General features: G+C 65.2%; 20 protein-coding genes and 1 pseudogene. 14 read left to right on the top strand and 7 right to left on the bottom strand.

Annotated elements, in window-relative coordinates; genetic code table 11:
- The 3 genes and pseudogenes from GGR46_RS22975 to GGR46_RS22965 all read left to right on the top strand — a co-directional run.
- Nucleotides 1-599 (top strand): annotated as a pseudogene (locus GGR46_RS22975) (hypothetical protein); the annotation flags it as partial.
- Nucleotides 600-610: 11 nt separating this feature from the next.
- Nucleotides 611-3,271 carry an RHS repeat-associated core domain-containing protein gene (locus GGR46_RS22970; protein ID WP_184000397.1) on the top strand — a complete coding sequence of 887 codons (2,661 nt, stop codon included), beginning with the start codon at nt 611-613 and terminating at the stop codon, nt 3,269-3,271.
- Nucleotides 3,268-3,675 carry a hypothetical protein gene (locus tag GGR46_RS22965; protein ID WP_184000396.1) on the top strand — a complete coding sequence of 136 codons (408 nt, stop codon included), beginning with the start codon at nt 3,268-3,270 and terminating at the stop codon, nt 3,673-3,675. Before GGR46_RS22970 ends, GGR46_RS22965 begins: the two co-directional genes overlap by 4 nt.
- 189 nt (nt 3,676-3,864) lie before the next feature.
- Here the strand turns inward: GGR46_RS22965 and GGR46_RS22960 are convergent, their stop codons facing one another.
- Nucleotides 3,865-4,140, bottom strand: coding sequence for a hypothetical protein (locus GGR46_RS22960; RefSeq protein WP_184000395.1), 276 nt, complete (start codon nt 4,138-4,140; stop codon nt 3,865-3,867).
- Between the two features lie 150 nt (nt 4,141-4,290).
- Here GGR46_RS22960 and GGR46_RS22955 point away from each other — a divergent pair, with 150 nt between their 5' ends.
- The 6 genes from GGR46_RS22955 (at nt 4,291) to GGR46_RS22930 (ending at nt 9,387) form a co-directional block, all read left to right on the top strand.
- A complete protein-coding gene (locus GGR46_RS22955) occupies nt 4,291-4,911 on the top strand; it encodes a hypothetical protein (RefSeq protein WP_184000394.1) in 621 nt (206 codons plus the stop codon).
- Between the two features lie 395 nt (nt 4,912-5,306).
- Nucleotides 5,307-5,582 (top strand): DUF6959 family protein, encoded by a 276-nt coding sequence (locus tag GGR46_RS22950; RefSeq protein WP_184000393.1) that lies wholly within the window; start codon nt 5,307-5,309, stop codon nt 5,580-5,582.
- Between the two features lie 46 nt (nt 5,583-5,628).
- Nucleotides 5,629-5,928 (top strand): hypothetical protein, encoded by a 300-nt coding sequence (locus GGR46_RS22945; protein ID WP_184000392.1) that lies wholly within the window; start codon nt 5,629-5,631, stop codon nt 5,926-5,928.
- A gap of 479 nt (nt 5,929-6,407) precedes the next feature.
- A complete protein-coding gene (locus GGR46_RS22940; RefSeq protein WP_343058316.1) occupies nt 6,408-7,106 on the top strand; it encodes a FadR/GntR family transcriptional regulator in 699 nt (232 codons plus the stop codon).
- A gap of 145 nt (nt 7,107-7,251) precedes the next feature.
- Complete coding sequence (locus tag GGR46_RS22935; protein WP_184000390.1) at nt 7,252-8,823, top strand: aldehyde dehydrogenase (NADP(+)); 1,572 nt, start codon at nt 7,252-7,254, stop codon at nt 8,821-8,823.
- 135 nt (nt 8,824-8,958) lie between these two features.
- Entirely contained in the window at nt 8,959-9,387 is a 429-nt protein-coding gene (locus tag GGR46_RS22930; protein WP_184000389.1) for a nuclear transport factor 2 family protein, read from the top strand.
- Nucleotides 9,388-9,556: 169 nt separating this feature from the next.
- Here the strand turns inward: GGR46_RS22930 and GGR46_RS22925 are convergent, their stop codons facing one another.
- The gene (locus tag GGR46_RS22925) at nt 9,557-10,486 is read right to left on the bottom strand and encodes an aromatic alcohol reductase (protein ID WP_184000388.1); all 930 of its coding nucleotides are present in this window, start codon (nt 10,484-10,486) and stop codon (nt 9,557-9,559) included.
- A 67-nt stretch (nt 10,487-10,553) separates the two neighbouring features.
- Between GGR46_RS22925 and GGR46_RS22920 the strand changes: the two genes are divergently transcribed.
- Nucleotides 10,554-11,021 carry a winged helix-turn-helix transcriptional regulator gene (locus GGR46_RS22920; RefSeq protein ID WP_343058315.1) on the top strand — a complete coding sequence of 156 codons (468 nt, stop codon included), beginning with the start codon at nt 10,554-10,556 and terminating at the stop codon, nt 11,019-11,021.
- A gap of 129 nt (nt 11,022-11,150) precedes the next feature.
- On the opposite strand, the gene GGR46_RS22915 is transcribed toward GGR46_RS22920, so the two are convergent.
- From GGR46_RS22915 to GGR46_RS22900, 4 genes are read right to left on the bottom strand one after another with little or no spacing between them, the layout of a single operon-like run.
- A complete protein-coding gene (locus GGR46_RS22915) occupies nt 11,151-12,179 on the bottom strand; it encodes an aldose epimerase family protein (RefSeq protein ID WP_184000387.1) in 1,029 nt (342 codons plus the stop codon).
- Entirely contained in the window at nt 12,176-14,638 is a 2,463-nt protein-coding gene (locus GGR46_RS22910; RefSeq protein ID WP_184000386.1) for a glycoside hydrolase family 3 protein, read from the bottom strand. The genes GGR46_RS22915 and GGR46_RS22910 overlap by 4 nt, the downstream gene beginning before the upstream one ends.
- Before the next feature lie 43 nt (nt 14,639-14,681).
- Nucleotides 14,682-16,202, bottom strand: coding sequence for a glycine betaine ABC transporter substrate-binding protein (locus tag GGR46_RS22905; RefSeq protein ID WP_184000385.1), 1,521 nt, complete (start codon nt 16,200-16,202; stop codon nt 14,682-14,684).
- Nucleotides 16,199-16,966 (bottom strand): ATP-binding cassette domain-containing protein, encoded by a 768-nt coding sequence (locus GGR46_RS22900; RefSeq protein ID WP_184000384.1) that lies wholly within the window; start codon nt 16,964-16,966, stop codon nt 16,199-16,201. Before GGR46_RS22900 ends, GGR46_RS22905 begins: the two co-directional genes overlap by 4 nt.
- Nucleotides 16,967-17,022: 56 nt before the next feature.
- Between GGR46_RS22900 and GGR46_RS22895 the strand changes: the two genes are divergently transcribed.
- Nucleotides 17,023-17,802 carry an SDR family oxidoreductase gene (locus GGR46_RS22895; RefSeq protein WP_184000383.1) on the top strand — a complete coding sequence of 260 codons (780 nt, stop codon included), beginning with the start codon at nt 17,023-17,025 and terminating at the stop codon, nt 17,800-17,802.
- 3 nt (nt 17,803-17,805) lie between these two features.
- Here GGR46_RS22895 and GGR46_RS22890 read toward each other — a convergent pair whose 3' ends face one another.
- Nucleotides 17,806-18,096: a 4a-hydroxytetrahydrobiopterin dehydratase gene (locus GGR46_RS22890; RefSeq protein ID WP_184000382.1), complete on the bottom strand. Its 291-nt coding sequence runs from the start codon at nt 18,094-18,096 to the stop codon at nt 17,806-17,808.
- Between the two features lie 44 nt (nt 18,097-18,140).
- Between GGR46_RS22890 and GGR46_RS22885 the strand changes: the two genes are divergently transcribed.
- Genes GGR46_RS22885 through GGR46_RS22875 form a run of 3 tightly spaced genes read left to right on the top strand, consistent with a single transcriptional unit; the run spans nt 18,141 to nt 19,731 of the window.
- Nucleotides 18,141-18,533: a metallopeptidase family protein gene (locus GGR46_RS22885; protein ID WP_184000381.1), complete on the top strand. Its 393-nt coding sequence runs from the start codon at nt 18,141-18,143 to the stop codon at nt 18,531-18,533.
- On the top strand, nt 18,530-19,096 hold the full coding sequence (gene ccmA, locus GGR46_RS22880; protein ID WP_184000380.1) for a heme ABC exporter ATP-binding protein CcmA: 567 nt from the start codon (nt 18,530-18,532) through the stop codon (nt 19,094-19,096). Before GGR46_RS22885 ends, ccmA begins: the two co-directional genes overlap by 4 nt.
- Nucleotides 19,093-19,731: a heme exporter protein CcmB gene (locus GGR46_RS22875; protein ID WP_184000379.1), complete on the top strand. Its 639-nt coding sequence runs from the start codon at nt 19,093-19,095 to the stop codon at nt 19,729-19,731. The genes ccmA and GGR46_RS22875 overlap by 4 nt, the downstream gene beginning before the upstream one ends.
- The last annotated feature ends 270 nt before the right edge of the window (nt 19,732-20,001 follow it).

Raw genomic sequence — 20,001 nt, 5'->3', positions numbered from 1 at the left:
GCGAAACCTACGACTATGACAATCGCGGCAACCTGACCTCGAAGACCGTCAAGCCCAAGCCGAACTCCGGCCTGTCCGACCTGGTGACCAGCGCGGTCTATCCGGCCAGCTGCGGCAATGTCGTGACCTGCAACAAGCCGACGAGCGTGACCAATCCGCGGTCGAACGCGACCAGTTATACCCATGACGCGACGCATGGCGGGGTGCTGACCGAGACGGCACCGGCGGACGCGAACGGGATCCAGGCGGTCAAGCGCTATGCCTATGCGCAGCGTTATGCCTGGATCAAGAACGCGAGCGGCGGCTTCTCCCAAGCGGCGAGCCCGGTGTGGCTGCCGAGCGAGGAGCGTAGCTGCCGAGCGACGGCGACGGTGGGCAATGCATGTGCCGGCGGCGCGGCGGACGAAGTGATCGTCGCCTACGATTATGGCCCCAATACCGGCTCGGTCGGCAACAATCTCCAGCTGCGCGGCAAGACCGTCACCGCACAGGACTCAGACGGCGTCATCCGCAGCCTGCGCACCTGCTACGGCTATGATCGGAATGGCCGCAAAATATGGGAAACCAGCCCGCGCGCCGGGCTGTCGGCCTGTTATTAAGGGGGGATGGCATGAACCGCATTTTGCTGGGGCTGCTCGCCTCTTTGACTCTCGTGCCGGCTGCGGCCTTCGCCCAGGCTTCGCTATCCGATTTCACCAGCGCGACGCGCTATGACGCGGACGGGCGGGTGACGGGCGTGATCGCGCCGGACCCGGACGGCTCAGGGCCGCTGCATCATCTGGCCGTGCGTAACAGCTACGACCCAGCCGGCCGTTTGACCAAAGCCGAGAAGGGCGAACTCGCGAGCTGGCAGTCGGAAGATGTCGAGCCCAAGAACTGGACGGGCTTTACGATCCAGCAAACGGCGGAAACGACCTATGACGCGATGGGTCGCAAGATCGTCGAACAGGTTCGCGAAGGCGCGGCGGGGACGATCTATCAGCTGACGCAGTACAGCTATGACGCATTTGGCCGGCTGGAATGCACGGCGGTGCGGATGAACCCGGCTGCCTTCGGCTCGCTGCCCGCGAGCGCCTGTACGCTAGGGACACAGGGCAGCCAGGGTGCGGACCGGATCACGCGCAACATCTACGATGCCGCCGGCCAGCTGCTGCAGGTGCGCAAGGCAGTGGGTACGGGCCGGGAGCAGGCCTATGTCACCTACAGCTATACGACGAACGGCAAGCAGGAATATGTCGTCGATGCCAATGGCAACAAGGCCCGGCTGACCTATGACGCCTATGATCGCCAGGTGCAGTGGCAATTTCCCTCCGCCAGCGCGCCGGGCAGCTATGACGGCTCGACCCCGGCCAATGCGCTGGCGACCTCGGGCGCGGTCAATACCGGCGATTATGAAGCCTATGGCTATGACGCCAATGGCAACCGGACGAGCTTCCGCAAGCGCGACGCGCGGGTCTTCGCCTATGGCTATGACGCGCTCGACCGGATGACATCGAAGATCGTGCCGGACGCCTGTGTCGTTGGCTATGCCTGCACCAGCGTGAATTCCAGCGCCACGCGCGATGTCTATTACAGCTATGATCTGCGAGGGCTGCAGACGGCGGCGCGCTTCGACAGCGCGAGCGGCGGCGATGCGGTGCTGAGCGGCTGGGACGGGTTCGGGCGGCAGGCCTCGAGCACCACCAGCATGGGCGGGGTGAGCCGCAGCCTGGGCTATCAATATGATGCCGATGGCAATCGGGTGCGCATCACCCATCCTGACGGCAACTACTTCACCTACGCCTATGACGGCCTGGATCGGCCAGGCGACGCGTACGAGAGTGGGCTATACCAGCGGCTGCACTTCGATTGGGACAGTCAAGGACGCCGGTGGGGTGAGTGGCGAGGTGCGGTCTTTTCTTCCTACGGCTTCGATCAGATCTCACGACTGGCGAGGATCACCCACGATCTGGCGGGTTCGTCAAACGATGTAATGACGAACTTCAGTTACAATCCCGCCAATCAGATCGTCAGCAAGACCCGCACCAGCGACAGCTACGCATTCAACGGTTACGTGAATGTTGACCGACCCTATACGCCGAACGGCCTCAATCAATATACGAGTGCTGGTGGTGCTGGAGGCACGGTGTTTGCCTATGACGCAAACGGCAATCTGATCTCCGAAGGTAGTACCAACTACGCCTATGATGCCGAGAACCGGCTTGTGGCGACGTCAGCGGGCGTAGCCCTGGTCTATGATCCGCTTGGCCGCCTGTACCAGGTCTACCGGGGCGGCGTCAGCGATACCCGCTTCCTGTACGATGGCGACCAGCTCACTGTCGAATATGACGGAGCGGGCAATCTGCTCCGGCGCTACCTTCACGGCACGGGTGAGGACGATCCCATGCTCTGGTGGGAGGGGGCAACGCTCGCAGACCAACGCAGCATGCAGGTCGATCACCAGGGCTCGGTCGTGTCGATCGCGGATGCCGGCGGCAACGCCACCGCAGTCTATCGCTACGATGAATATGGCATCCCTGGCGCCAACCAGACAGGGCGCTTCCAGTACACCGGCCAAGCCTGGATCCCCGAGCTGGGCATGTACTATTACAAGGCCCGCATCTACTCACCTACCCTAGGGCGCTTCCTGCAGACTGATCCGGTCGGATACAAGGATCAAATCAACCTGTATGCATATGTCGCAAACGATCCGGTAAACCACACCGATCCGACGGGTATGGACTGCAACGTTGCCGGAAAACAGACGACGTGCGACTATAACCAAGGGAAGACCGTGACATTCCCGACACCGCCGAGCTTCCAATCGTTTAAGACCTCCGACCCTGGTGCTCACCATTATGACACTCAGGTGGTAGATAAGGCCGGGTCAGCTCTTCCTGCTGGCGAGAAGGCTGGAAGAGCGACGGCTGACGCTTCGGCTATCGCGGGTAATCCAACGCCTGGAGTGGACAGGCCGGCGACGCCAGGCGGAACGCGAAACGATGCGAACCCGATGCCGGGGCTTCCGGGAGCTAGTAGCCCAGTAATGAGCTATCTGAGGAGGGATGCCTCTGGCAACGCAGTAACCGTGAACGTGACCCAGCCAGGGCATCCCCTTGGACAAGGTATCGTGGTCCGGTATGTTGAAGTCACTCGTGGAGGTCAGATCATCGTCCACAATGAGGGGCAAGGTGTTGGTGCCTTACAATCCTCCTCCAGCCCTGGCTTTATCAGGAATGCTATAAATGGTGTCTGGAGGGGCGCAACCGAAGAGACGTTGAGGATCCCATGACGCATCGAAGCTCCATTATTGTTGGCCTGATCCTGATTGGGCTGGCTACAGTTCCTGATTTGCTGGTTGTGCCAGTTGTAGGACCAATCAATCTTTTGTTCTCTATTGTTCTGTCAATGTTATATGCATTGGTGGCGTGGCTTCTTAAAGAAAGGGCGGGTTGGTTTGGCCTCGCGTTGGCTGTTCCATTCGGTATCATTCAGTTCTTCACTCCTGTTCCTTATTGGGTGTGTGTCGATGCTGGATATAGATTCTGTCCATCAATGGCGGCCCCCGCTCTAGAGTCTGCAATATTCAATGTATTCGATGCCGTGATAATTATTCTCTTCATTGCGGGATACGCTTTGGTCCAGCTTGGGATGAGAGTAGGGGCAAGGCTTGCGCGACAGCCGGGTCAGATCTGACGAACTTCGTCATATTAGCCCTACCGTTATGCTATCTCCGGGCCGGGACCGTCGAGGACAGCGCCGACCCCGTGTTGAGCCGGCGCTCGTCGATCGCCCCGACCTGCGCCCCATCGCGCAGGCCTGGCGCCTCGGTGAGGCCGACACGGCTGTCGGTGTAGATGGCCGCGCCCTTCCTGGCCCTGCTGATCACAACATAGGCGGAGGCGGCATCGCGGTGTTTGCCCGGAACGCTTCCAGATGCGCTATCACCCGATCGCAGGTGGCGCCCTGGGAGGTCCGCACCCACCAAGGGCGGATGTGGCGGGCGGCGAGGTGACGCGGGTCGAGCATCTGCCGCTCGCCGCCTTCCATCTGGGCCCAGAGGCTGGCGCGCTGGGCGTCCACCCCCATCACCTCGGCGACATCGGCGCCCCAGCGGGCGGGCTGCCAGTTGATGGGCCGGGGTGTGGTGCACCGCTTCACCGGAGTCTAGGGCATCAGGCGCACAAGGATATCAGGGCCGGTAGAGCAGTAACGCCCGTCGGAAGAAATGCGGCGGCGGCTGATTTTACGCTTGGGATCGAGATAAAGCTCAAGGGCTTTTACGTGGACCGGTCATTTTGAGATAAGTACATGAAATGTGATGCTAAATTCAAAGAGAGCGTGTTGGGTATATGTTTAGACGCTCTCGAATCTGCGGGTTTCCGGCGCTATCGAAAGGATGCAGTCGATTGGCCTGTTGGCAAAGATTTCAATGCTTGGGTTGGGTTGAATACCGGCCTGTATGAAGATCGCGTTGAGATTGGCCCGTTTGTCGGGGTGCATGCGGCGCGCATAGAGAAAATGTGGATGGGTTTGTTGGGTAGGAAATATCCTGGCCCTTACGGCAGGGCTGCCACGTACTCAATAAATATTGGCGAAATAGATGGCGCGGCAGACTTGCCGACGTTTGCTTTTGCACCTTGGCAAAGCAAGAGATTTATAGAATCTGAAGCTATTCGATTGGCAGAAATTTATCAATCAATCGGATTGGGATTTTCAAAGTCAATATCGTCATATGAGAGTTTACTCCCACTTATTTCTCAAAAAGTAACGATGCTTGGTGGGTGCCCTGAGAGGGTCGCATGCTGCATATATATTATGGGAGATATGCGTGGGGCTCGCCAATTCGTCGAAGGATTCCTGCGGGAAGAACCTGACGCCTTTGATGCATTTGCGAGGGTTTTCTTAAAGATGTTGGACGACGATATCTGAGCCTCCCCGCTTCTTGGGCGGGGAGGCGCCGGGACCGCTATCGATGATGGGATGCGATGAGTAACGAGTACGCGACGATGCCTTGGGCCGCCGATGTCCGCGATCCGTGCCGGTGATTTCGGGAGAAGATCGTAGACAGGGGCGAGAACGTCTGCGGACGAGACGGCTTCGAAGCGCTTGACCAGTTCTGCACTTGCGGCGGAGTAGCCGGATAAGACGTCGTTCATGCGAGACTGTTACGGGAGCGGCCCCTCCCTGTCACGGACCGGCAGCTAGCCACCCATTGTCGGTCGCTCAGCCGGCAGCCGCCCGCCAGGAGCGGACAGGCGGCCAACGCCCCAGTTGCGGACATGGCCGCCGCTAGCCAAAATGCCCCTGACAGACGGGGAGCCTAAATGCGTACAGAGCCGATCGAGATATACTCCGACGCGACTAACGCGGCGGTTATGCGTCACCCTGGACGACAGTTTCCGGGAATGCTCATTCAGGGAGATACGCTGTATAGTCTCAGCCGAATGGCGGCGACGGCCCTCGCCGGCGCAGAGCCGGATTCAGATCATTGGCACGATTTGAAGGAGCTCGTTGATAACCTCCAGTCGCGGGTTGATTTCTACTCTCAAGTTATGCGCGAACATGGTCTGAAGCTGCCCTTTGTCGATGGGAGCGAATGACCGCTACCCACCCAGTTGCGGGCATTTCGAGCGGGAGTATGCTGGCATGACGACTTCCCAAATGCGAACATCCTTGCTGTCGCTGGTAGCGCCTGTTTTGATCATGGTCCTCTGGGCTAGCAGCTACCCAATCTTCGCTGATTTCGGATCGCTCGCGGAATCCATCTTCTTCTGGTCGGGGCCGACCCTGTCGCTCGCCGTTGGACTAACAGGGATTGCGACCGCCGATTGGCGACGCTTCACCAGGGTCGCAGTTGTTCCAATTTATATCGCTGCCTTTTTGGTCGCACTGCCGTTCGTCGTTGGTGGAGCGCTCTGCGTCACTAGCGGGTGCCCCACCGTCTAACGTCCGCTATCCACCCAATAGCGGACGCCCCGCACCTGTATGAACGAATGGCCGCTTTCCGGCGCAGCGACTATGACTGTGGATGACCGGTCTCGGAGCGCAAAGCGGACTCGAACGTGTCACCCTGCGCCACAAAATCTGACGGCGAGCGTGGGGAAGAATGTGGGGAACGATGTATGCTCCTAGGGTATCTCGCATCTGAATCAAATGGATAGCTCAAAATCGAGTATTCCTCCGTCTCCGCCACCGCCTTAAATCGCTGTAATTGAACGAATTTTCTGGCGCGGTGGCGCCGGAGTGGCGGTTTTTCGTGCTCCGGATCTCCAACATCTCCTGCGATTCGCGCAGGTCTTGGCAGGTGCGGGCAAAGCGCTTAGGCAATGGCCATGCCCAACTGGCCCAACGCGGCGATCCCACGCGCGGAGAAAAAATCCCGGAGCCGCAAGCCCCGGCCCCGGTCGCTACGCTTGCACGGCACCGTGGCGCGCACGCTCGGTGTCCGGATCGTCTCGGGTCAGATCGCGCCGGGCGAGATACTCGAGGGCGAAATCGCCGCCAGCGAGCAGTTCAAGGTCTCCCGCACCGCATATCGCGAGGCAATCCGAATCCTCGCCGCAAAGGGTCTGGTCCATTCCCGGCCCAAGATCGGCACCCAGGTCTCGCCGCGCCGCGAATGGCATCTGCTCGACCCTGACGTGCTCAGCTGGATCTTCGCTGGTGAGCCCGATGACGCGCTGATCGAGAGCCTGTTCGAGCTACGCCGTATCGTCGAGCCCGATGCTGCCCGCCTCGCCGCACTGCGTCGCACGCCCGAGCAGCTCGCCCGCATGCAGCAGGGCCTGGCTGGCGTCGATCGACATGGCTTTGATTCGGAGGAGGGGCGTTGTTGTGACGAAGCCTTTCACTCGGCATTACTCGAGGCTTCGGGCAATGATTTCATCATGTCGCTCACCAGCGGCGTCGCTGCGGCGATCGAGCTGACCACGGCGTTCAAGCAGCAGCATCTGCCCGCGCCGCACGACGCGCTGCCCGTGCACCTGGCGGTACTGGAAGCGATCGAGGCGCAGGACGCCGAGCGCGCGCATGACGCGATGGCCCGCCTGGTCGAGCGCGGCTTCCAGGACACGATGGAGGCACGCAAGCCCGCAAATGCCGCCGCTGTCCAGGTCGCGCGCTAACCAGCCGGCCGCGGTTCCCATCGCCCGAGCAACGCGCCTGCCAACAAGCGCATTTGCATTTTGCCATGGCGCTCCCTAAGTCCCGCGCGAGCGATGTTACCGCTAACTTAAACGCTTCAACTCGAGATTTCACAGGAGAGCAGGCATGGCGCTGACCGGCGATTTGTTCATTGCATCGAAGCGGGTCCATCGCGACGGGCCGGGCTTCCAGGCCGTTGCCGCATCGACCGGCGCGCCGCTGGAGCCGAGCTTCAGCATGGCGACCAAGGACGATGTCGAGGCCGCCGCCGCCGCTGCCGAAGCCGCCTTCCCGGTCTATTCCAACCTGCCGCGCGAGAAGCGCGCCGCGTTCCTCGAGGCGATCGCCGAAGAGATCGACGCGCTGGGCGAGACGCTCACCGAGCGCGCGATGCAGGAAAGCGGCCTGCCGCATGCCCGCCTGACCGGCGAGCGCGGCCGCACTTCTGGCCAGCTGCGCCTGTTCGCCAAGGAGCTGCGCCTGGGCGAATATCTGCGCGCCCGCATCGATCACGCCATTCCCGATCGCCAGCCCGCCCCCAAGCCGGACCTGCGCCTGCGCATGATCCCGGTCGGCCCGGTCGTCGTCTTCGGCGCGTCCAACTTCCCGCTCGCCTTCTCCGTTGCCGGTGGTGACACCGCCTCGGCACTCGCCGCGGGCTGCCCGGTGATCGTGAAGGGCCATTCGGCACACCCCGGCACTTCGGAGCTGGTCGCCGGCGCGATCGAGCGCGCGGTCGCCAGGACCGGCATGCCCGCCGGTGTCTTCTCGCTGATCAACGGGGCCGGCAGCGAAGTCGGCGCGTCGCTGGTCAGCCACCCGGTCGTCAAGGCGGTGGGCTTCACCGGCTCGCGCGGCGGCGGCACGGCGCTGATGAAGCTCGCCGCGAGCCGCCCGGTGCCGATCCCCGTCTATGCCGAGATGAGCAGCATCAACCCGGTCTTCCTGCTCCCCGCTGCGCTCGAAGCGCGCGCCGAGGCGCTGGGCAAGGGATACATCGCCAGCCTGACCATGGGCGCCGGCCAGTTCTGCACCAATCCGGGCCTGGTCCTGGCGCTGGAGAGCCCGGCGCTCGACCGTTTCCTCGCTGCGGCGACCGAGGCGGTGTCGGGTGTGGCCGCGCAGACCATGCTCACCCCGGGCATCCTCAAGGCCTATGAGCAGGGTGTCGCCCGCTGGGCCGCCGCACCGGGCCTGAACCAGGTCGCGCAGGGCCAGGAAGGCTCGGCGAGCTGCGGGCGTGCCTCGCTGTTCACGATGACCGGCGCGGACTTCATCGCCGATCCGAGCCATGCCGAGGAAGTGTTCGGCGCGGCCTCGCTGCTGGTGCGCTGCGCCAATCTCGACGAGCTGCTCAAGGTGGTGTCGTTGCTCGAGGGCCAGCTCACCGCGACGCTGCACCTCGACGATGCCGACACCGAAGTGGCGGCCCAGCTGCTGCCGCTGCTCGAGCGTCTCGCGGGTCGCATCCTCGCCAATGGCTGGCCGACCGGCGTCGAAGTGACCGACGCGCAGGTCCATGGCGGCCCGTTCCCGTCGACCGCGGACGGCCGCAGCACCTCGGTCGGCACGCTGGCGATCGACCGCTTCCTGCGCCCGGTCGCCTATCAGGACCTGCCGGCCGCGTTGCTCCCGGCCGACCTGCGCGACGGCGACGCCGGCATCCCGCGCCGCATCGACGGCAAGCCGACGCTGTAAGAACTTGCTTCCCCTCCCTGAACAGGGAGGGGAGTATCGGTTGTTCGTCCCGTCTGCGGGACGCTCGACCCGAACCGGGTGCACGCCCGGTCATCGGATGCTAGCATGGGGACCTTCCTGCAATGGAGGGTCCCCATGCGCTTCCTTCTTCTCGCCGCCGCTCTCAGCTTCGCCGCCCTGCCTGCCCAAGCGCAGGAGAAGGACGAGGCGGGCGCCCGTGCCGCGGTGAACCACTATCTGGCTGGCCATGCGACCGGCAGCGCGGCCGAGTTCAGCGCCGCATTCCATCCCAAGGCGATGCTCTACTGGAACCGCGACGGTGCCTTCGCCGAGCGGACCCTGGCCGATTTCATCGCGACAGCGGCGACTGGCAAGCCGGCCGCGGACGAGGCGCAGCGCAAGCGCTCGATCGAGAGCCTCGACGTCACCGGCAATGTCGGCATGGCCAAGGTGGTGCTCGATTATCCGAGCGTGCGCTTCGTCGACTATCTCTCGCTGGTGAAGGCGGATGGCGAGTGGCGGATCGTCAACAAGATCTTCCAGGCCGAGCGCAAGGCGAACTAGGGCGCGAGCCTATGAATGCCGCTTGTACCGAGGATGGCCGTATGACCGACATTGGTTGGTTTGCGGACAGGCAGCTTTGGGGGACAAGGGAGCGGTAACCGCAGTTCCGGACAACGGCGATAGAGTTCGGGAGAGCCGCAGCCCTCCCGGAACCTGTTTTGCCTCAGGACTATGCCGAGACGGCGAGCCCCCGCCGATTGAGCCAGGCAGGAACGTCGGTCACCTCGATGCCGTGGGTGGCATTGAAGGTACGCTCCTTGTCCCAGGCCACGCCGCTATCGCGGGCGAAAGCGAGGCGGTACTTCCGCATTCCATCCTCCGGATGCATCGCGACTTCCGACCGCAACTTTCCGAAGTCCCAAAGCACCCGTTCCACATCGCGGCCGAGATGTGCCTCCACCATCCTGGCAAGCTGGGCGTAGGAGAACGTATCGCCCGCGACGTACACCACCTCGTCCCGGATCGGCGGTTCATGCGCAAGGATGGATGCGGTGAGCCGTCCGATATCCTCTGAAGTCGTAACCGTCAGGCGGTTGTCCCAACTGCCGAGCGCGTGAACCCGGCCTCGCTCGAGATCGACCAGGCCGAACGCCGGCTCGAACAGGAAGCTGGTGAACATGCCCGTCGAGACGATGACCCACTGCGTGGCGGACTGCCCGCGCAGCATGTCGCGCACGTCCGACTGCTCATCGAACACCTCCTGGCCGCTCCCGCGCCCAACCACATCGTAATCGACGCCGAATTGCCACGGCACATAGCGTTCCACGCCGGCCTGCAGCGCGGCCTCGGTGATCTTGCGTTGCGTGCCGGGGCCGCCAACGAAGCCTGTGCAGCATATAACGAGATCAAATTCGGCGAAGATGGCGGCAAGGCCGTTCACTGTTTCCGTCGCCAGGTCGCCGTATATGATCCGGAGGCCTTTGTCCTGCAGGTGCCTGGAAATCACCTCTTCGGCGTCGTTGACAGGCGGCCTGAGTAACACACCGGTCGATCCGACGCTTCCCGGGCTCTGCTCCAACAGGCCTTTGATTACGGCCAAGCCCAGTTCTCCCGCGCCGATGACAAGGGTAGTGGCGGCGGGGGTTTTCGTATCCGACATCAGGTGCTCCTTATGATCCTGATGGGTAGATGAGAGGCGCGGTCGGGATGCTAAAGAAGGTACACGCGTGATACCGCTCAATGATCTGGACTTCGATGCGGTGATCGCCGGTTCGCAAGCGGCCTGTGACGCGCTGAGCGACGATGACGACGGGCTGAAGCGGGAGGTGCTGGCTTATGCTGGCAACCGATGGTCCCTCGGCATCGTGCATGCTCTTGGCGTCGCCGGTACGCTGCGCCATGCCGAGTTGGGGCGTACGCTCGAAGGAGTCACGCAGCGCATGCTGACCCGGTCCCTCCGTCACTTGGAACGCGATGGCCTAATTGCCCGTCGGGATTATGGGGAGGTTCCGCCAAGGGTCGATTACACGCTCACCCCCTTGGGGCGGGGATTGCTCGTCGGGATGATGCCGCTGTGGACGTGGATCATCGACAATGCCTCGGAGTTCAGGGCGGCGCGCGCAAGGTTCGACCATGCGGGGCCCGCTGACAGCGAAACTGCGGAAGCCCAAGCGCCCCGCCTTAAAAGCCGATAGCGGGCCGGCAGTACGGTGGCCCGCGCCAATTCTTGATGAGCGGACGTCAGCTATCAGGGACGCCGACCTTGAACCTGAGAGTCGCAAGATGGGGCGTTTGCCCTCGGGCAGCCTTTATCAGCTTACGAACTAGCCAAAGGCCTGCTCGACGCTTTCCGCGGTCCGGAACCGGAAGGCGATATCATGGCGATAGGTCTCGCCGGGATCGAGCCGTGCCGAAGGGAATTCCGGCCGGTTCGGGCTGTCCGGGTATTTCTGCGGCTCCAGGCAGAGGCCCTGGCGCGCCGCATAGACGCGTCCGCTGGTGCCTGGTGCCCCGCCCGCGAGATGGTTGCCCGAATAGAGCTGCAGTCCGGGCTCGCCCGAATGGAGATCGAGCACGCGGCCCGAGCCCGGATCGAACAGCGTAGCGGCGCAGCGCGGCGCGCCGTCGATCACGAAATTATGGTCATAGCCATGGCCGAGCCGGAGCTGGGCATCGTCCGCGTCGATCCGTTCGCCGACCCGGCGGGGAACCCGGAAATCGAACGGCGTGCCGGTCACCTCGGCAAAGGCGCCCGTCGGGATCAGCCCGGGGCCGACCGGCGTGGTGCGGCTCGACGAGATCCGCAGCAGATGGTCGAGGATCGTCGCGCCGCTCGCCTCGCCGGCCAGGTTGAAATAGGCATGGTGGGTGAGGTTCACCACGGTCGGCGCATCGGTGGTCGCGGTCAGGCTGATGGCCAGGCCGTCCGCCTCCATCGTGTAGCGCGCCTCCACCGCCAGCGTACCGGGAAAACCGTTGTGACCGGCCGGACTGACATGGCGGAAGGTCGCGGCGCTCTCATTCCGGGCAACCACCTGCCAATGCTGCTGGTCGAGCCCGCCCGGCCCCGAATGGAGGCTGTTCGCGCCATTGTTCGCCGTGACCCGATGCTCGACCCCATCGAGCGTGAAGCGCGCGCCGCCGATCCGGTTGGCATAGCGTCCGGTCACCGCGCCATAGAAGCGCGGCGTCCTGCGATAATCGTCGAGGTCCGCGAAGCCGAGCACCACATTGGCCGGATTGCCGTGCCGATCGGGCACCTCCAGCACGCGCAGTGCCGCGCCGAGCGTGATCAGCTCGGCGCGGAAGGGGCCATGGGCAATGGTGATCGTTTCGATTGGCGTTTCGGTCACTTGGCCCCGGGGCAGATCGAGTTGGCGGGATCCGACACGATTCGCGCGTCGGACAGGCTGAATACCAGCGGATCCGAAGCAGTCACCACCACCGGCGCCGAAACCGCGCTCATGTCGGTCCCGTTCCGCTGATAGCATTTGAGCAGGATCTTCACCGTGCGCCACTTGCCGGTCTCGCCGGTGAACAGGCTGGTCGCGTCGAGCCCCTTGCCATTGCCCATGCCGAGCATGACCGGCCCGGTCGCCGCACGGTCCAGGCGATAGGTGAGGGCGAGCGACAGGTCGCCATTGGTTTCGCGGCCAAGGTTGATCGGCGTGCCGCCGCCGATGCTCAGCCGCGCTTGGCCGCCGGTCCAGCTGAGCTGCTGCGCGCCTTCCTGGGTCTGCGGCCCGTCGATCGGCGCCCGTGTGATCTTCGATTCGGTGGCGAAGGAGAAGGGCTTGGGCGGCACGCCCTTCTCGAAATAGACGCTGGTGTTGAGCGCCGAGGCATCGAAGCCCGGTTCCTCGCCCAGCATCGCGACCTTGCCCGGCTTGGCATAGCTCAGGCCATAGCCGAGCGCGAACAATGGGTCGTAGCCCGGCGTGCCCTTGTTGAGCGTGAACTGGCCGGCGGTCTTGGGCCAGCTGAACGACAGCGTGCCCTTGAAGTCCCTGCGCGGCTTGCCGGCCTTGTCGCCGATCAGCACGTCCGCCACGCCCGCGCCTTCGCTGCCTGGCAGCCAGGCGGCAACGAACGCGTCGGAGGCGTTGATCTCCGGATTCACCCAGAGCGGACGGCCCGATAGGAATACGGACACCACCGGCACGCCTGCCGCCTTGAGCTTCTTCAGCGTTGCCAGAGCCTGCTTGTCGCCCGGCTGGAATTCCAGCGTGGCGATGTCGCCGCGCATTTCGGCATAGGGCTGCTCGCCGAACACCACGATCGCGACGTCCGGCTTCGCGGTGAAGCTGCCGTCCGCGGAGAGGGTGGCGGTGCCCCCGCCGGCCTTCACTGCCTCGGCAATGCCCGAGAAGATCGTCTGGCCATTGGGGAAATCGCCGTTGCTGTTGCCGTCACCCTGCCAGCTCAGCGTCCAGCCGCCGGTCTGCTGGCCCATCGAATCGGCGCCCGGCCCGGCCACCAGCACATTGGCCGAGGCCTTGATCGGCAACACGCCCTGGTTCTTGAGCAGCACCAGCGACTTGGCGACGGCCTCGCGGGCGATCGCGCGGTGCTCGGCATTGCCCATCACCCCGGCCTTTCCCTCATAGGGCCGGGCGGGATCGAACAGCCCCAGCTTCGCCTTCACGCGCAGGATGCGGCGCACGGCATCGTCGATCCGCGACATCGGGATCGTGCCGTCCTTCACATGCGCGACCGTGCTCTCGAACAGGCCCTTCCAGCCATCGGGCGCCATCGCCATGTCGAGCCCGGCATTGAAGGTCGCCGCGCAATCGGTGGTGGTGCAGCCGGTCACCTGGCCGTGACCGTTCCAGTCGCCGACGACAAAGCCCTGAAAGCCCATGCGGCCTTTCAGCACATCGGTGAGCAGCGACTTGTTGCCGTGCATCTTCGCGCCGTTCCAGCTCGAGAAGCTGGCCATCACGGTGAGCGTGCCCGCGTCGATCGCGGGGACATAGCCCTGGGCATGGATCGCGATCAGCGCGTCCTCGCTGATCTGCGCATCGCCCTGATCGACGCCGTTCAAGGTGCCGCCGTCGCCGAGGAAATGCTTGGCCGATGCCGCGACATAACCCTGCTGGATGCGGTTCTTGGTGCCCGGCTCGCCCTGCAGGCCGCGTACCATCTCGCCGGCATAGGAGCGCACCACCGCGGGATCCTCGGAATAGCCTTCATAGGCGCGGCCCCAGCGATCGTCCTGCGGCACGGTCAGCGTCGGGCCGAACGCCCATTCGGGGCCGGTCGCGGCGGTTTCCTCGGCCGTCGCCTTGCCGATGCGACGCATCAGCGCCGGATCACGCATCGCGCCCAGCCCGATATTGTGCGGGAAGACCGTGGCGCCGACGACGTTGCTGTTGCCGTGCACCGCATCGATGCCGAAGAGCAGCGGGATCGGCTGGTGCTTGCCGCGCGGCTCCATCGCGACCTTGCGGAAGGCCTGCGACGTGGCGACCCAGGCGGCCTGGGGCGAACGATCGGGCGCGCCCAGCGGCGGCGAGCTGCCGCCGGCCAGGATCGAGCCCAGCGGATATTGACGCAGATCCTCGGGCTTCATCGCGCCGATATCGGCCTGGATCATCTGGCCGACTTTCTCTTCCAGCGTCATCTGCGCCATCAGGTCGGTGACGAACTTCTCGGTCGCGGGATCGATCATGCCCTGCGAAGCGGCGGTCGGCCATTTTGCGGGGTGTGCGACATTCTGGTCAGACAGCGTTGTCGGCGCATGCTGCGCAAAAGCGGGCGATGCGGCCCAGATGATGGTGGTCGACAGCAACAGCTTCAGGCCAGGCCGCATTGCACTCTCCTCGTTTCTTATATCTGGTAGCGATAACAGAAGATCATCTCGCGAGTCCACGCTCCAGCCAGCTCGCTGCCTGGTCGGGACTTGATTTGTTACTGTCGCGATCGACCATGTAATTGGCCTCGCGCATCCGCTCGACGCTGATCGCGCCGATCAGCGGCCTGAGCGCGGCCTGGAAACGGACATCGTCTGCGCGTTTCGGGGCGAGCAGCAGGATCGCGTCATAGCCGGGGATCGCGCCCTTGGGGTCGCTGAGCACCGTCAGCCTGTCGGCAGCGATGCGGCCGTCGGAGGAGAAAGCCGGGATCACGTCCGCCGTGCCGCTGGCGAGCGCGCGGTACATGAAGGTCGGCTGATAGGGGTGGGCGGACTTGAAGCTGAGGCCGTACGCCTGCTTCACCGCCGCCCATTCGGGGCGCTCGAGGAACTCGACATCGGTGGCGAGGTTCAGGCTGCCGGCGACGGGTGCGAGGTCGGCGATGCTGGCGATACCGCGCTTCCTCGCGTCGTCGCCGCGCATGGCGAAGGCATAGGCGTTCTCGAAACCCAGGCTGCCGAGCAGCGTGACCTCGTGCGTGTCGCGCGCCCATTTCGCCACGCCGGAGACGATCGCGTCGCGGGGCGGCACCTCGCGGCGCTGCATCTGGTTGGTCCAGATCGTGCCCGAATAGTCAACATAGACATCGACATCGCCCGCGGCGAGCGCGCTGAACGCCACGGCGGAGCCCAGGCCCTCGCGGTAGCGGACCTTGTAGCCCGCCGCCTCCAGCCGGTGCCCGATCAGCCGGGCGAGGATATACTGCTCGGAAAAGCCCTTGGCGCCGATGGTGACCGTGCCGCGCGCGGCGGGCAAGGCGGGGACCAGCGCCACGGCGAGCGCGACGAGCAGCGTGCCGAGGCTCGCCCAGACCAGCGGTCGCTTGCGCCTGGCGATGCCATGCTCGGCCAGTCCGAGCAGCCCGTCCACCGCCAGCGCAAGACAGGCCGCGGCGACGCAGCCGGTCAGCACCAGCGACCAGTTCTGGGTCTGCAGCCCGGCGAAGATCAGGTCGCCAAGGCTCGGCTGGCCGACGGTGGTGGAGAGCGTCGCTGCGCCGATCGTCCAGACGGCGGCGGTGCGGATGCCGGCCATCAGCACCGGCAGCACCAGCGGCGCCTCGACCAGCCAGAGTTTTTGCGTCGCGGTCATGCCGACGCCATCCGCCGCCTCGATTACGGCAGGGTCGATCGTGGCCAGGCCGGTGACGCCGTTTCGCAGGATCGGGAGCAGGGCATAGAGCGAGAGCGCCAGCAGCGAAGGCAGGAAGCCCAGCGCCGGTATCCCGCCGCCGACCAGCGACGAGAGCGACAGCAGGAACGGGTAGAAGAGCGCGAGCAGCGCGAGGCTCGGAATGGTCTGTACGAGGCTGGCGAATCCCAGGGCGATCCTGCCCACGATGCGGCTGCGCGCGGAGAGCACCGCCAGCGGCAGCGCGATCACCAGCCCGAGCAAGAGCGCGGCCAGCGCCAGCAGCAGGTGCTGGGCGAGCAGCTCGGGCACGCGGGCGAGCGCGCTCACTTCTCCAGCTCCGCCAGCCGGTGCGCCTGTTCGCGCGGCACCGCGACCAGCGCGTCCGCCGCCGGGCCGCCCTTGCCGGCGAGCAGCTCGCGTGGCGTCGCATCGGCGACGATCCTGCCCTTCTCCATCACCAGCACCCGGTCGGCGAGCAGCAGTGCCTCGGCCATGTCGTGCGTCACCAGGATGGTGGTGAGTCCCATCCGGTCGTGCAGCGCGCGGATCGCCTTGCCGAGCCCGTCGCGGGTCACCGGATCGAGCGCGCCGAACGGCTCGTCCATCAGCAGGATGCCCGGTCCCGTCGCCAGCGCCCGCGCCACCCCGACGCGCTGGCGCTGCCCGCCCGACAGCGCATCGGGCATCCGCGCCGCTATCTCGGGCGACAGCTCGACCAGGTCGAGCAGCTCGGCAACCCGTCCGGCATTGTCCTTCTCGCCCGCCAGCCTGAGGCCGATCGCGACATTCTCGCCGACGCGCATGTGCGGGAACAGCCCGACATTCTGGAAGACATAGCCGATCCGCCGCCTGAGATCCGGCGCGGGCCCGGCATCGACCGACTCGCCGCCCACCAGCACCTGGCCCGCGCTCGGCGCGATCAGCCGGTTGACCATCTTGAGCAGGGTCGACTTGCCCGATCCCGAGGCGCCGACCAACGCGACGAAACTGCCTGCCGCGACCTCCAGCGACACCCCGTCGACGGCCTTCACGCCCTCCGGCCAGACCTTGCTGACATTTTTGAAGGTAACGGAGCGGCTTTGCTCTGGCATCGGGGCGCGTTGTGCGGGATGAAGTCGCAAAGGTCAAAAGAACAGGGAGAGGCGGCATGGCCAAGGCGGCATTCATCACCGGCGGTGCGTCGGGCATCGGGCTCGCGGTCGCGAAGAGCCTCGCGGCGGACGGCTGGCTGGTCGGTCTTGCCGACGTCAATGCCGCCGGGTTGGAGGCAGCGAAGGCAGAGGTCGACGGCGCCGAGACCTATTTGATGGACGTGCGGGACCGCGATGCCTGGAAAGCTGCGCTCGCCGATTTCGCTGGCAAGAGCGGCGGCCGGCTCGATTTCCTGTTCAACAATGCCGGCATCGCCGTCGGCGGCCAGCTTGAGACCATGTCGGATTCCGACATCGACCGGGGCCTCTCGATCAACATCAACGGCGTGGTCCACGGCGCCCGCGCCGCGCACGACCTGCTCAAGGCGACGCCAGGCTCGGCGATGATCATCACCAGTTCGGCCGCCGGCATCTCGGGCAGTGCCGGCATGTCGGTCTATGCCGCCGGCAAGTTCGCGATGCGCGGCTTTGCCGAGGCGCTCAATGCCGAATGGGGGCATGAGGGCATCTATGTCGGCTCGCTGATGCCGAGCTTCATCGATACGCCGCTACTCAACCACGTCACCCAGGACTCGAACCGCAACGTGCGCGAATCAGTGACCGCAGCCGGGCTCGAGATCACCCCGGTGAGCGAAGTGGTGAAGACCGTCCGCCACATGCTCGACATCCGCCGCGACGTGCACACTCGCGTCGGCAAGACCGCGCACCGTCTGTGGTTCATGCAGCGCTGGCTGCCCGGCACACTGCGCAAGCTGCAGGGCCGGGCGTTCAAATAAGGCTCAGAGCAGCGCGTCGATCGCCTGGGCCATCTGGATGTCGCGGGTGGAGAGCCCGTCCGCGTCATGGGTGGTCAGCAGGATGTCGACCTTGTTCCACACGTTCGACCATTCGGGGTGATGGTCTGCCTTTTCGGCGATCAGCGCGACGCGGGTCATGAAGCCGAAGGCCTGGTTGAAGTCCCTGAACTCGAAGCGGCGCGTGATCGCATCGCGCTCGGCATCCCAGCGCCAGTCGGGCAGCGCCGCGAGCGATTCCTCGCGAAGTCCGTCGGTCAACCGCGCCACCATCACTGCCTCCTTGCCGTAGCTCCGTTCTCCGGCCTATTCCGGGCGACATGACCGGGCAAGCCCCAGACGCCGCCATTATCGAGGCGCTAGCGCGTGCATCCCTTGCGCGCATCCCCGAGCCCTTCCAGGGCTATCTCGCCGACATCGTGCTGGTGGTCGAGGATTTCGCCGATGACGAGACGCTCGACGAAATGGGCATCGAGGATCCGTTCGACCTGACCGGCCTGTATCGCGGCCGCCCGGTCGGCGAAAAATCGGCCTGGGACGGGGTGACCATGCCCGACGAGATCCACCTCTATCGCCGGCCCTTGCTCGACGAATGGGCGCATACCGGGGTGACGCTCGAATCGCTGATCAACCATGTCGTGGTGCATGAGGTCGGCCATCATTTCGGGCTTTCCGACGACGACATGCACGCGCTGGAAGATTCGGCGGAGTGAACGCACTCGCGCTTCGCGGCGTGGCGTGCCTGCGCGGCGGAAGACTGCTGTTCGAAGGACTGGACCTGGCGCTCGCGCCGGGCGAGGCGGCCCTGGTCACCGGGCCCAATGGTGTCGGCAAGTCGAGCCTGATCCGCATCGCCGCCGGGCTGCTGGCCCCCGCCGCCGGTACCGTCGAATGCACCGGCGACCGCGCGCTGATGGCCGAGGCGCCGGCGCTCGATTCCGAGCTTCCGCTCGCCGCCGCGCTGAACTTCTGGGCCGGGCTCGACGGCCGGCGTGAGGTGGTGCCCGACGTGCTGGCGTCGCTCGACCTCGGCCCGCTGGCGCAGGTGCCGGTGCGCATGCTCTCGACCGGGCAGCGCCGGCGCGCCGCACTGGCCCGGGTGGTGGCGAGCGCCGCGCCGATCTGGCTGCTCGACGAGCCGGCCAACGGCCTCGACACCGCCTCGGTCGCCCTGCTCGAAGGCCTGATCGCCGGGCACCGAGCGGCGGGCGGCATCGCGCTGGTCGCCACGCACCTGCCGATCACGCTGCCCGATGCCCGCGAGGTGGCGCTGTGAGCGCCTATGCCGCGATCGTCTGGCGCGAGCTGCGGCGCGCCTGGAGCACCGGCGGGCTGGCGCTGCCGCTGATATTCTTCCTGCTGGTCGCGATCCTGTTTCCCTTTGCCGTGGGGCCTGACGGCAAGCTGCTCGCCCGCATCGCACCGGGCGTGATCTGGGCGGCGGCGCTGCTCGCGGCGTTGCTGCCGGTCGAGCGGCTGGTGTCGCCCGACCTGGAGAGCGGCGTACTCGACCAGCTGGCGGTGCGTGGGATCCCCGATGCCGGCGTGGCTGCGGCCAAGGTCGCCGGCCATTGGCTCGGCTTCGCGCCGGCGCTGCTCGTCGCCACGGTGATCGCATCGGGACTGCTGCAGCTGCCCGGCGCGGCGCTGGGGCCGCTGCTGCTCGCATTGCTGATCGGTACGCCGGGGCTGGCGGCGCTGGGCGTCGCCACCGCCGCGCTGGTTTCCGGGCTGCGCGGGGCGGGGGCATTGGCCGGGCTGGTCATGCTGCCCTTCGCAGTGCCGCTGCTGATCTTCGGCGCCACGGCCGACCAGCCGGGCGCGCTCAAGCTGCTCGGCGCGGTGAGCCTGTTGCTGGTGGCGGGCTGTCCGTTCGTGGCGGGGGCGGCGGTGCGGATGGGGCGGAGCTGACGGCGCGATTCGCGGGCTCGGCGGGTCGCGGAAGTTTACGAAGTTTATGGCACGGGGGCCCGGTTTCCCCTCCTCGCACAAGTGCTCGCGATGGACGCGATCGGTGCGGAAGAGGAAGTCGGCCTGCATCCATCAGCATGGAGCAGGCGAAATCCTACATTGCAAGCGTGGTGCCCGGCGAGCCTCCTTCCGTCATCCCGGCGAAAGCCGGGATCTCGTGCAGCTCTTTTCCCGCCATCGCCTGAGATCCCGGCTTTCGCCGGGATGACG

Source organism: Sphingomonas kyeonggiensis (assembly GCF_014196745.1).
Lineage (GTDB): Bacteria > Pseudomonadota > Alphaproteobacteria > Sphingomonadales > Sphingomonadaceae > Sphingomonas > Sphingomonas kyeonggiensis.
Note: the sequence above shows the minus strand (reverse complement) of the source record. Positions and strands in the feature narration are given on the sequence as shown.

Bases quoted from the DNA above. Each gene is read 5' to 3' on its own strand.
- GGR46_RS22955 (WP_184000394.1), top strand. From the start codon at position 4,291: ATGAAATGTGATGCTAAATTCAAAGAGAGCGTGTTGGGTATATGTTTA.
- GGR46_RS22900 (WP_184000384.1), bottom strand. From the start codon at position 16,966: ATGCCAGAGCAAAGCCGCTCCGTTACCTTCAAAAATGTCAGCAAGGTC.
- GGR46_RS22895 (WP_184000383.1), top strand. From the start codon at position 17,023: ATGGCCAAGGCGGCATTCATCACCGGCGGTGCGTCGGGCATCGGGCTC.
- GGR46_RS22935 (WP_184000390.1), top strand. From the start codon at position 7,252: ATGGCGCTGACCGGCGATTTGTTCATTGCATCGAAGCGGGTCCATCGC.
- GGR46_RS22925 (WP_184000388.1), bottom strand. From the start codon at position 10,486: ATGTCGGATACGAAAACCCCCGCCGCCACTACCCTTGTCATCGGCGCG.
- GGR46_RS22910 (WP_184000386.1), bottom strand. From the start codon at position 14,638: ATGCGGCCTGGCCTGAAGCTGTTGCTGTCGACCACCATCATCTGGGCC.
- GGR46_RS22970 (WP_184000397.1), top strand. From the start codon at position 611: ATGAACCGCATTTTGCTGGGGCTGCTCGCCTCTTTGACTCTCGTGCCG.
- GGR46_RS22945 (WP_184000392.1), top strand. From the start codon at position 5,629: ATGACGACTTCCCAAATGCGAACATCCTTGCTGTCGCTGGTAGCGCCT.
- GGR46_RS22930 (WP_184000389.1), top strand. From the start codon at position 8,959: ATGCGCTTCCTTCTTCTCGCCGCCGCTCTCAGCTTCGCCGCCCTGCCT.
- GGR46_RS22885 (WP_184000381.1), top strand. From the start codon at position 18,141: ATGACCGGGCAAGCCCCAGACGCCGCCATTATCGAGGCGCTAGCGCGT.
- GGR46_RS22950 (WP_184000393.1), top strand. From the start codon at position 5,307: ATGCGTACAGAGCCGATCGAGATATACTCCGACGCGACTAACGCGGCG.
- GGR46_RS22965 (WP_184000396.1), top strand. From the start codon at position 3,268: ATGACGCATCGAAGCTCCATTATTGTTGGCCTGATCCTGATTGGGCTG.